The sequence below is a fragment of the Mycobacterium sp. NGS68 genome (assembly GCF_059812195.1).
In genome coordinates this window covers 78,293-89,811 of sequence record NZ_JCALCE010000004.1, presented here as the reverse complement: position 1 = coordinate 89,811, position 11,519 = coordinate 78,293, and the positions used below count along the sequence as shown (strand labels likewise).

10 protein-coding genes are annotated in these 11,519 nt (G+C 67.3%); 6 read left to right on the top strand and 4 right to left on the bottom strand.

The features are described from left to right. Positions 1-289: 289 nt before the first annotated feature. Positions 290-1,198 carry an oxygenase MpaB family protein gene (locus AC5Y5V_RS06790; RefSeq protein WP_499932114.1) on the bottom strand — a complete coding sequence of 303 codons (909 nt, stop codon included), beginning with the start codon at positions 1,196-1,198 and terminating at the stop codon, positions 290-292. Between the two features lie 89 nt (positions 1,199-1,287). On the opposite strand from AC5Y5V_RS06790, the gene AC5Y5V_RS06785 reads away from it, so the two are divergent. Next, positions 1,288-1,977 (top strand): TetR/AcrR family transcriptional regulator, encoded by a 690-nt coding sequence (locus AC5Y5V_RS06785; RefSeq protein WP_499932112.1) that lies wholly within the window; start codon positions 1,288-1,290, stop codon positions 1,975-1,977. On the opposite strand, the gene AC5Y5V_RS06780 is transcribed toward AC5Y5V_RS06785, so the two are convergent. Further along, a complete protein-coding gene (locus AC5Y5V_RS06780; RefSeq protein ID WP_499932110.1) occupies positions 1,934-2,485 on the bottom strand; it encodes a hypothetical protein in 552 nt (183 codons plus the stop codon). The genes AC5Y5V_RS06785 and AC5Y5V_RS06780 overlap by 44 nt on opposite strands. Before the next feature lie 3 nt (positions 2,486-2,488). Next, positions 2,489-3,070, bottom strand: coding sequence for a VOC family protein (locus tag AC5Y5V_RS06775; RefSeq protein WP_499932108.1), 582 nt, complete (start codon positions 3,068-3,070; stop codon positions 2,489-2,491). Positions 3,071-3,144: 74 nt separating this feature from the next. On the opposite strand from AC5Y5V_RS06775, the gene AC5Y5V_RS06770 reads away from it, so the two are divergent. From AC5Y5V_RS06770 to AC5Y5V_RS06750, 5 genes are all read left to right on the top strand, one after another. Beyond that, positions 3,145-3,777, top strand: coding sequence for a TetR/AcrR family transcriptional regulator (locus AC5Y5V_RS06770; RefSeq protein ID WP_499932106.1), 633 nt, complete (start codon positions 3,145-3,147; stop codon positions 3,775-3,777). Continuing rightward, positions 3,774-4,907, top strand: a complete 1,134-nt coding sequence (locus AC5Y5V_RS06765) for an alpha/beta hydrolase family protein (protein WP_499932104.1) — start codon at positions 3,774-3,776, stop codon at positions 4,905-4,907. The genes AC5Y5V_RS06770 and AC5Y5V_RS06765 overlap by 4 nt, the downstream gene beginning before the upstream one ends. A gap of 13 nt (positions 4,908-4,920) precedes the next feature. Continuing rightward, positions 4,921-6,690 (top strand): serine/threonine-protein kinase, encoded by a 1,770-nt coding sequence (locus tag AC5Y5V_RS06760; RefSeq protein WP_499932102.1) that lies wholly within the window; start codon positions 4,921-4,923, stop codon positions 6,688-6,690. Positions 6,691-6,788: 98 nt separating this feature from the next. Continuing rightward, a complete protein-coding gene (locus AC5Y5V_RS06755) occupies positions 6,789-8,981 on the top strand; it encodes an acyl-CoA dehydrogenase family protein (RefSeq protein WP_499932101.1) in 2,193 nt (730 codons plus the stop codon). Between the two features lie 448 nt (positions 8,982-9,429). Next, positions 9,430-9,777 carry an ATPase gene (locus tag AC5Y5V_RS06750; protein ID WP_499932099.1) on the top strand — a complete coding sequence of 116 codons (348 nt, stop codon included), beginning with the start codon at positions 9,430-9,432 and terminating at the stop codon, positions 9,775-9,777. 12 nt (positions 9,778-9,789) lie between these two features. Here the strand turns inward: AC5Y5V_RS06750 and fadD2 are convergent, their stop codons facing one another. Further along, positions 9,790-11,469 (bottom strand): long-chain-fatty-acid--CoA ligase FadD2, encoded by a 1,680-nt coding sequence (fadD2, locus tag AC5Y5V_RS06745; RefSeq protein ID WP_499932097.1) that lies wholly within the window; start codon positions 11,467-11,469, stop codon positions 9,790-9,792. Positions 11,470-11,519: the final 50 nt, after the last annotated feature.

Here is an 11,519-nt window from a genome sequence, read left to right as displayed (position 1 = left end):
TCAACGCATCAGCGATAGGTTTTCTATGAGGCGCATCGGAGGTCTCCCGGATTTCAGCCGCAACGTGATGTGGCCGGCCCCGCTCTGCGAGGGCGAACCGACGCCGAAAGCACGGCCGGATCTTCGCAGTGATTTCACTTTCGGCGTGGCTGCCCGCGGGTTTGCCACCCGCACGCGCCGGGCCGCCGCGAGCGTGCACAACATGCCGGTCCGCGCGGCGTACGGATTCACTGCGTTCGGCGCAGCGGATGGCGCCCGCAGCGTGGCGAACCCTGTGTCAGACCCGCCGCTAGACCAGCGGGCGACCCGTCTTGATGCGCCGATCCAGATCCCACAGCATCAGGTTGAACGGGAACTCGCGGACCACGCGCGGCAACAGGCTGTTCGCCGTCGCCAGCACGGTCATCAGCCGGTCAAACCGCCGCTGCTTGGCGGCATCCCACGGCAGCCGCATCTCGTCGCGAAACCGTTGCGGCAGAAAGCCGGTGGTGATTAACAGCGCGAAACCCTCGGAGAGCTCTTGCAGCCGGCGCGGCAGCCGGACCCCGCGCACCCGCGACGCGGCAATCGGGTACAGAAAGTCGCGGACGGTGTCGTCGATGTGAACCTTGTCCAGCGATTCCTGCCAGTACTTGTCGAACGCCGCGCGGTCCGCGGGCCACATCTCCGGCGGCACCTGCAGGGTGGTGCCGAGCGCCATGCCCTCGCGGTAGAGCCGTTCGGCATCCTCTTCGGGAATCTCGCCGATGAAGGTCCGGTAGATGTCGATGCCGCCTTTGTAGAGGCAGGCCGCGACCCACAGTTGGAGTTCGGGATCGAAGGCGTTGTAGGCGACCGGGCTGTCGGAGGTGGAGTAGACCTGCGCGTGCGCGCGGTTGACGGCGCGACGGAAGGCCGCCTTCTGGGCGTCGGTCCCGTTGTTGGCGACCGCGACGTAGGTGAAGGTGGTACGCGCCCGCTTGATCGGGTGACGGTCGATCCGCCCGCTTTCCACCCGGCTCTCGGCGACGCCGTAGCCGACGCCGGGCCGCGCCAACTCCATGATCACGTTGGCCGGACCGGCGAGCAGCGCCATTCCCATCAGGCCGTAGTTGCCGGCCAGCCGGCGGCGCAGCCCGCCCCGTTGGGGACGGGGTGGATCGGCCATCGGGCGCTCGACATGGGGAAGGGGTTGCCTCAGCGTCTGCTGCATCGTCATCGTTGACTCCCGACAGTCTCGCGTTAATTCTGATAACGCGCGTTTCCTGATATTGGCCCGTGCCGCGTGCCGATGTCAAGATGGTGTTCATGACCGGTGCAGCCTCCAACGCGCGGCCCTACCGCGGAGTTGACGCGGCCGAACGGTTAGCCGCGCGGCGCAACCAGTTGCTGGCCGCCGGCCTGGACCTGTTGGGCGGCGACGGCCACGAGCAGGACTTCCAAGCCGAGCTGACCGTGCGCGGCGTGTGCCGGCGCGCCGGCCTATCCACCCGCTACTTCTACGAAAGCTTCAGCGACCGCGACGACTTCGTGGGCCACGTCTTCGACTGGGTGGTCGCCGAGCTGGCCGCCACCACCCAGGCCGCGGTCGCCGCGGCGCCGCAGGACGAGCAGGCCCGCGCCGGGATGGCCAACATCGTGCACAAGGTTGCCGGGGACGCGCGCGTCGGGCGCCTGCTGTTCGGCACGCGGCTGTCCAACGCCGTGGTGATGCGCAAGCGGGTCGAGTTGGGGGCCCTCTTCGCGGTGCTGTCCGGCCAGCACGCCATCGACACTCTGCGCGCCCCGGCAAACGAGCACGTGAAGGCGGCGGCGCACTTCGCGGTCGGCGGGGTCGGACAGACGCTGAGCGCCTGGCTGGGCGGCGACGTACGCATGGAGCCCGACGAACTCGCCGACCACCTGGCTTCGCTGCTGGTCGAGCTGACCGAGCCGAGCCTGTACCGGCCCCGCGTCACGGAAAAAGCGGCAACTGCCAGAGGCGCATCCCCGGCCTGAGCAGGTACAAGCGCATCATCGTGATTCGCATGATGCGCTGCGCGCTGAAGATCAAAAAGATCGCGATCGGAACCTCGATCAACAGCGCCGTCACCAGCGACAGCCAGAGGTCGGCGGGTCCCGCCGTCATCAAGTCGAACCACGCATCGCAGATCAGCAGAACCCCGGAGGTGAACGCGGCGAGCAGCAGCAGCTGGCGGCGCAAATAGCCGAGCAGTGCCGTGGCCGACATGAACCCCACCAGCAGCACATCGAAGCCGACCCACGTCAAGTCCCAGTTGTGGGCCACGTACTTCTGCGGCAGCGTCACCGATAGATACCCGATCCAGGGAATCAGCGCGATCGAGCCGCCGATCATCAGGCTCAACCGCAGCCGCCGCATCCGCACCAGCAGGCCTGGATCAACCAGCTCATTCAGCGGCTTTTCCAGGCGGTGGATCAGCTCTCGGCGTTGCGCGGCCGTCAGTCCGGAGATCTGGGCGTCGGTCAGGATGCCGTCCGTCGACATGGGCTAGTGCGCGGCCGGCACCGGAGGCCGCCGGTCGGCTGCCGTCCTGGGCACCGCTGGCGTGTCCGCCTCGTTGAATTCCCTGACCCAACAGGCGAATTCCAGCATGATCCCATCCGGGTCCTGGAAGTAGAAGGAGCGCACGTACACGCCGGGGTGCAGGGTTTTCGCGACCTGCATCGGACTCTCGTCGTGGTTGAGCACCGGCCCGACCCGCACGCCCTTGTCTTTGAGCCGCTGACGATAGGCGTCGAACCGCTCGGCCGGCACATGAAACGCCAGGTGGTTCATGGTGCTCACCGCGCTGGTGATGTCGCCGAGGCCCGGCAACGCGCCCGGCGACGAGATGCCCGGCACGCGGTCCGCCGCCTCGGTGAACCAGAAGAACGCGACGCAGTCGCCGTTGCCGGCGTCGAAGAAGAAGTGCTGCCCCTGGCCACCGGGCAGGTCGAGCGACTTGATCAGCGGCATCCCGAGGATGTTGCTGTAGAAGTCCACGGTGCGCGCCATATCCGAACACACCAGCGCGACGTGGTTGATTCCGCCGAGCTCGAATTCGGTGTTGGTGTTGTGCGGCTTGATCATGCTGCGGCTCCCTACCCAAAATTCAAATCTGAATCTAACATCAGGTTCAGTTTTGAGCCAGGGAGTGGTGCCAGATGTCGCTTGCCGCAGAGGACCGCGCGGCGCAATTTCCGACCCACCGTGGCCGGCGCACCTCCGCCGCGATCGACGCCGCCGCCCGAACGGTCGTCGCGCGCAAGGGAATTCTGGCCACCACCATCGCCGACATCGCCGCCGAAGCGGGCCGTTCGGCGGCGTCGTTTTACAACTACTACGACTCCAAGGAGGCGATGGTCCGGCAGTGGGCGCAGCGCTTCGTGGACGAGGCCAACGAGCGCGCACTCACCGTCACCCGGCACGGCCTGACCAACCGCGAGCGCGCGCACGAGGCCGCCGCCGCGCACTGGCATACCTACCGCAACCGCCTCGCCGAGGTGATCAGCGTGTCGCAGCTGGCGATGGTCAACGCGGACTTCGCGCAATACTGGGCCCAGATGTGCGCGATTCCGATCTCGTTCATCGCCGAGTCGGTGCGACGAGCGCAGGCCGACGGCTACTGCCCCGACGACGATCCGGAGCTGGTCGCCGAGGCGATCGTGGCGATGTTCAACCAGTTCTGCTATATCCACCTCAGCGGGTCCCGCGAGGCCGATGACGAGGCCTGCATCAAGACCCTCGCCAACATCTACTACCGAGCCATCTACAGCCAGGAGGATCGCTCGAATTGAACAGTCACACCGGCACGTCGGGGACAACCCGGGAGTTCATCGGGCTGCCGTCGCGCACCGCTGGGCGCGCGGGCGCCGGTGGGCACCCGTGCCAGGGGCTGTACTACCGCGGGGTGGGGCGTAAGCCGAAGGTGGCGATGATCGCCACGCACTACCAGATCGACTTTTCCGAGCACTACATCGCCGAATATCTCGCCACCCGCGGGATCGGGTTTCTGGGCTGGAACACCAGGTTTCGCGGGTTCGAGAGCAGCTTCCTGCTCGACCACGCGCTCGTCGACATCGGGGTGGGGGTGCGCTGGCTGCGCGAGGTCGCAGGCGTCGAAACCGTGGTGCTGCTGGGGAATTCGGGGGGCGGTTCGCTGATGGCGGCCTACCAGTCGCAGGCGGTGGATCCGAATGTCACGCCGTTGGACGGGATGCGGCCCGCGGCGGGCGTGACGGAGTTGTTGCCCGCCGACGGCTATGTCGCCACCGCCGCGCATCCCGGCCGACCTGAGGTGCTGACGGCCTGGATGGACGCCGCCATCGTCGACGAAAACGATCCGGTGGCAACCGATCCCGAGCTCGACCTGTTCGACGAGCGCAACGGGCCCCCCTATTCGCCGGAGTTCGTCGCCCGCTACCGGTCGGCACAGACCGCGCGTAATCACGCCATCACCGACTGGGCCGAGGCGGAGCTGGAACGCGTTCGCGCCGCGGGCTTTTCCGACCGGCCCTTCACCGTGACGCGGACCTGGGCCGATCCACGCATGGTGGATCCCACCATCGAGCCCACCAAACGTCAGCCCAACCTGTGCTATGCCGGCGTGCCGGCCAAGGCGAACCGGTCCGCGCACGGCATCGCGGCGGCCTGCACGCTGCGTAACTGGCTGGGCATGTGGAGCTTGCGGGTGGCGCAGACCCGCGCCGAGCCGCACCTGGGCCGCATCACCTGCCCCGCGCTGGTGATCAACGCCGAGGCCGACACCGGGGTGTTTCCGTCTGACGCGCAACGCATCTACGACGCGCTGGCGAGCACCGACAAGGCGCAGGCCTCGATCGAGACCGACCACTACTTCACCACCCCCGGCGCCCGCGACGAGCAGGCCGACACCATCGCTGCGTGGATCCAGCAGCGGTGGCACTGAAAGAATCGAGCCTGTGGTCCAGGGGACATTCGGTCGCTACCGGTTGATCGAATTGATCGGCGCGGGCGGAATGGGCCAAGTGTTCAAGGCCCACGACACGGTGATGCGCCGCCCGGTTGCCCTGAAGTTGCTGCCCGCGGACTTGGCCCACCAACCCGGATATCGCCAGCGGTTCGAGCGTGAGGCGTATACGGCCGCCCGGTTGACCGAACCCCACATCATCCCGATCTATGAGTCCGGCGAAGTCGACGGCCACCTGTACCTGTCGATGCCGGTCGTCGACGGCATCGACCTTGCCAGCCTGTTGCAGCGCGACGGCCGGCTCAGTCCCGAGCGCTCGGTGAAGGTGATCGAGCAACTGGCCAGCGCGCTGCACGCCGCCCACGCCGCGGGCCTGGTGCACCGGGACGTCAAACCCTCCAACGCTCTGGTCACCGGGGGTGACTTCACCTACCTCATCGACTTCGGCATCGCCCACGATGCGAGCGCCACCAAGATCACCCAGACCGGGTCGGTGATCGGCACCATGGCCTACATGGCGCCGGAGCGTTTCGAGACCGGCGTCGCCACCGCCAGCGCCGACGTCTATGCACTGACCGCGGTGCTCTACGAATGCCTGACCGCCCGACAACCGTTTGCCGGCGACAGCCTGCCCCAGCAGATGCACGCACACCTGTTGCAGGATCCGCCCCGGCCCAGCACTCAAGTGCCCGGCATCCCAGCGGGATTCGATGCCGTCATCGCCAAAGGCATGGCAAAAGACCCAGCGGCCCGCTATCGCAGCACACTGGAACTCGCCGCGGCAGCCCACGGCGCGCTCGCCTCGTCGCCGCCTTCCGCGGGGCCGACCACACCTTGGACACCGGCCGCCCCTACCGCACCGATCGAACCGCGTCCCGAGGGCCAGACACAGCCGGCGCGGTTCCCGGATGACGCGACACCGAGAACACACCGTCGCGGGGTAATGCTTGCGGCCTTGGCGGCGACGGCGGTCGCGGTGATCGGCATGGTCGTCTTCCTCGTCAAGAAACCCGCCGAAGCCCCGCCGGCACTACCTTTCACGGGACTCGTCACCCCACAAGCCATCGCCCTCGGCAGTAACGACGAGATCTACGTCGCCGACATGTGGAGGGTGGTCAAGCTCGACCCCACATCCAAAAAACAAACCGAGCTGTCAACCAGCACCACCCACGACCCCCGGCACATCGCGGTGAACCGTTCCGATGCCGTCTACATCACCGAATCCGCGCACCCGCGCCTCCTCAAGCTCGTCGCCGCCCAGTTCACGCCCATCTACCTGGACAAGGTGAGCAAGCCGCAGGCGGTGGCCGTCGATAAGGACGGAAAGGTCTACCTCGTCGACGGCACGGAGAACCGGGTAGTCAGGGTCGACGTCACGGCAATCGAGCGGAACGTGAAATCCCCGGATCGCGAAACCGTACTGCCCTTCGCCAACCTCGACCAGCCCTCAAGCGTGGCGGTGGACGACGCCGGTGGCGTCTACGTTGCGGACAAAAAGCGCGTACTCACGCTCGTCCCCGGATCTGACCGGCAGGCGGAACTTCCGTTCACCGGCCTTGGCGACCACCTCGATGTCGCCGTGGACGGGAACGGCACGGTCTACGTGGCCGACGGCGCACGGGTGCTGAGGCTTGCGGCGGGATCGAGCACACCCACCGAACTGCGCACGCCGTGGGCCAAAAGCATTTCGGCGATCGCCGCGGACGCCGGCGGCGTCTACGTCGTCGCCGGTCGGGCCGTTTACAAATTGCCGCACTTCTGACCGCTTGCTGACGGCCGCGGGTCACCGTCGTCAACCAACCGCCCGGTTGTTAGCTTGGAAGGTGCTTGGCCGAAACGAACCCTAAGGGAAGGCGACCAATGCCGATCGCGATCAGCCCCGAGCATCAAGACCTGGCCGATTCGGTGCGGTCCCTGGTGGCGCGCGTCGCGCCGTCGGAGGTGCTGCACGAGGCCATGGAGACTCCGGTGCGCAATCCCCCGCCCTACTGGCAGGCGGCCGCCGAACAGGGCCTGCAGGGTGTGCACCTGGCCGAATCCGTGGGCGGGCAGGGCTTCGGCATCCTCGAGCTGGCGATCGTCCTGGCCGAATTCGGCTACGGCGCGGTGCCCGGGCCGTTCGTGCCGTCGGCGATCGCCAGCGCGCTGATCTCCGCGCATGACCCCGAGGACAAGGTGCTCGCCGAACTGGCGTCGGGCGCGGCCATCGCCGCCTACGCGCTGGACTCCGGGCTGACCGCCACCCGGCACGGTGACGTGCTGGTGATCCGCGGCGAGGTCCGTGCCGTCCCCGCCGCCGCGCAGGCCTCCGTGCTGGTGCTCCCGGTGGCGATCGACAGCGGCGACGAGTGGGTGGTGCTGCGCGCCGAACAACTCGAGATCGAGCCGGTCAAGGGCATCGACCCGCTGCGGCCCATCGCACACGTGCGCGCCAATGCCGTCGAGATCGACGACGACGTCGTGCTGAGCAACCTGAGCATGACCACCGCGCACGCGCTGATGTCCACCCTGCTGTCCGCCGAGGCCATCGGTGTCGCGCGCTGGGCGACCGACACCGCGTCGAACTACGCCAAGATCCGTGAGCAGTTCGGCCGCCCGATCGGGCAGTTCCAGGCCGTCAAGCACAAATGCGCCGAGATGGTCGCCGACACCGAACGGGCCACCGCCGCGGTGTGGGACGCGGCACGGGCCCTCGATGAAGCGCGCGAGGCCCACGAAGCCGGCGAGCACGTGGAGTTTGCCGCCGCGGTGGCCGCGACGCTGGCGCCGGCGGCCGCCCAGCGCTGCACGCAGGACTGCATCCAGGTGCACGGCGGCATCGGCTTCACCTGGGAGCACGACGCCAACGTCTACTACCGTCGCGCTCTGTTGCTCGCCGCCTGCTTCGGCCGGGCCTCGGAGTACCCGCAGCGGGTGGTGGACACCGCGACGACCTCCGGAATGCGCGCCGTCGACATCGACCTGGACCCCGACACCGAAAAGCTGCGGGCCGAAATCCGTTCCGAGGTCGCCGAATTGAAGGCGATGGACCGCGAGCAGCGCAAGGTGGCGATCGCCGAGGGCGGCTGGGTGCTGCCCTACCTGCCGCGGCCGTGGGGCCGGGCGTCCAGTCCGGTCGAGCAGATCATCATCGCCCAGGAATTCGCCGCGGGGCGGGTCAAGCGGCCGCAGGTCGGCATCGCCGCGTGGGTCATCCCGTCGATCGTCGCGTTCGGCACCGAGGAGCAGAAGCAGCGGTTCCTGCCGCCGACGTTCCGCAGCGAAATGATCTGGTGCCAGCTGTTTTCCGAGCCGGGCGCCGGCTCGGACCTGGCCGGGTTGTCCACCAAGGCCACCCGGGTCGACGGCGGCTGGCGCATCACCGGCCAGAAGATCTGGACCACGGCCGCGCAGTTCTCGCAGTGGGGCGCGCTGCTGGCGAGAACCGACCCGAACGCGCCGAAACACAACGGCATCACCTACTTCCTGCTGGACATGAAGAGCGAAGGCGTCACCGTCAAGCCGCTGCGCGAGCTCACCGGCCAGGAGTTCTTCAACACGGTCTACATCGACGACGTGTTCGTGCCCGACGAGAACGTGCTGGGCGAGGTGAACCGGGGCTGGGAGGTCAGCCGTAACACCCTGACGGCGGAACGGGTCTCGATCGGCGGCAGCGACGCCAACTTCCTGGCCACCCTGCCGGAGTTCGTCGAATTCGTGCGTGACGGCCAGTTCGACCAGGTCGCGCGGCACCGCGCCGGACAGCTGATCGCGGAGGGTCATGCCGCCAAGGTGCTCAACCTGCGTTCGACGCTGCTCACCTTGGCCGGCGGCGACCCGATGCCGTCGGCCGCGATCTCCAAACTGCTATCGATGCGCACCGGCCAGGGCTATGCGGAATTCGCGGTGTCGTCGTTCGGCACCGACGCCGCGATCGGCGACACCCACCAGTTGGCCGGCAAGTGGGGCGACTACCTGCTGGGCAGCCGCGCCACCACCATCTACGGCGGCACGTCGGAGGTGCAGCTCAACATCATCGCCGAGCGACTGCTGGGCCTCCCCCGCGACCCGTAGGGTTCATCACCGCCAGCTCCACCAGCGCCGGTGCCCCGAGAACAAACCAAAAAACATTGAGCAATACCGTCAATGTGCACCGTTAACGCGGATCGACGTGGCCTGAATATCGACAGCATTATCGATTTGCTGATTTACCTATTTGCGCCATTCCGCATGACTGTTTTCATTTAGTCGTCCGGGCGATAAACCCGCAGGTGGGGCGGCTTCTGGGCAGGCGTGCCGCTAATTCATGATTTACGCATTGCCGCGCGCGGCGCGATCATTCAGCAAACAATCCATGCGCCACCGCCAGTGTGCTGCAACCCGCTTACCTGCGCACCGTTGGCGTTGTCCCGTTTGCAGGACGACCGGGTCAGCTATTTATCCCAGAAATCATTTCTTCGCGGATACACTACTGATATACTGATTTACTGACTGCTGTCCGCGACGCTGGGAGGTCGACGCAATGAGTATCACCCCGGGTCCCAACGAGCCGGGCGGCGGCTCGTTTCGTCCGCAGGCCCCCCCGCCCGGCGATGCGGTGCCCACGGTGCGCCTCAGTCACCTCCGGCAGCCCCAGCCGCTGAGCCAGCCCGCTCGCGAGCAGCCCGCCCGCGCCCAGCGGACCCGCCGCACCGTCGACCTGTCGGTCGCCACCCACCGGGCCCTGGACATCTGGCAGCGCGAAGCGGCCGACCGGCTGGGCGTGGCCCGCGTGACCGGCCAGGAAGTGCTCGCCGCGCTCGTCGACCAGCTTCTCGCCGACCCCAAGCTGGCCGCCCAAATCACCCGCGCCATCCAGGCGCGCCGCTAACCCCGCGCGGGGTCAGTCGACATCCATCTCGCGCAGCTCGCGCTTGAGGATCTTGCCGGTCGGGTTGCGCGGCAGCTCGTCGAGGAAGACCACTTCCCGCGGCACCTTGTAGCGGGCCAGGTGGTCGCGCACATAGTGCTTGACGGTGTCCTCGTCGAGGTCGGCGTTGTCCTTCTTGACCACGAAGGCGCGCAGCCGATGGCCCCACTCCTTGTCTTCGACCCCGATCGCGGTGGCCTCCACGACGTCGGGGTGACCGCTGATCAGGTCCTCGACCTCGGCGGGGAACACGTTCTCGCCACCGGACACGATCATCTCGTCGTCCCGGCCGCTGACGTAGAGCAACCCGTGCTCGTCGAAGTAGCCGACGTCACCGGAGGACATCAGGCCGTCGATGATCTGCTTGTGCCCGCCCCCGGTGTAGCCCTCGAACGGGAAGGCGTTGCCCACGAAGATCCGGCCGACGTCACCCTGCGGCACCTCGTTGCCGTTGTCGTCGAGGATCTTGACCTTGACGCCCTTGACGACCGGTCCGACCGTCGCCGCGTTCTTCTCCAGGTCCTGGGGCCCGGCGATGGTGGCGAACGCGATCTCGGTCGAGCCGTACATGTTGTAGATGACCGGGCCGAAGTCCTTGAGGGCCCGGCTGGCCAGCTCGGCACCCAGTTGGGAACCGGACACGAAGATGATCTTCAGGCTGGACAGGTCGGGCTTCTTGTCCATCTTTTCGATCGCGTCCAGCAGCCGCGACAGCATCACCGGCACGACGACCATCGCGGTCGCCTTGTACTTCTCCAGGTCCTCGAGCACGTGCGGCGGCTTGAACTTGCGCCGCAGGATCAGCGTGGAGCCCAGGAACATCGCGATGGTGGCGTGCAGGTAGCCAAGGGCGTGGAACATCGGCGCCGGCAGCGACGTCACCTCCTCGGCCTTGAACGGGACGTGCGAGAGGATCCCGCCGACGGGCGCCAACGTGGGCGGGCTGCTGCGGTTGGCGCCCTTCGGGGTGCCGGTGGTGCCGCTGGTCAGGATGATGATCGACGCGTGCTTGGCGGCCTTGGGTGCCGGTTCCTTGCTGCTTCGCGCGATCAGCTCGGCCAGGGTCTCGTCGTTGCTCTCGGACGCCCCGTCGGAATCGGGATTGGTACCGAGCGCGCGCAGCATGCCCAGCTCCGGCTCGGCTTTGCTGACGGCCTTGGTGTATTCGTCGTCGTAGATGATCACCTTGGCGCCCTCGCGTTCGGACACCTCCTTGATCTGCGGGCCGGAGAACTCGCTGTTGAGCAGGATGATTCGGGCGCCCGCCCGCGCGGCGCCGTAATTGGCGACGACGAACCAGCGGTGGTTGCGGGCCAGGATCGCGACGCCGTCGCCGGCCTTGACGCCCTTCTTGATCAGGCCGTTGGCCACGGCGTGGGCGGCGTCGTCGAGCTCCTGGTAGCTGAACTCGCCCTCTTCGTCGATCAGCGCCGCCCGGTCGGGATGACGCCGGGCGTTGAGGGACGGCAGCATGCCGAACTCGCCCCACTTCGCCAGATCGGCGGCCATCGCCGCGGTTTTGAGCGGCGACTCCAGCTTGAACGCGCCCGCTTCAAAGATCTTGCGCACATAGTGCAGCTCGGCGGCGCCGCGTTCGACGTACTGCTGAATCTTGGCTGGGATCTGCCCGGGCAGGTCGCTGAGGTTAGGCATGAGATCACCCTATGTGACGGGGGTCGCAAAACGGCCCGAAAATTTGCGCA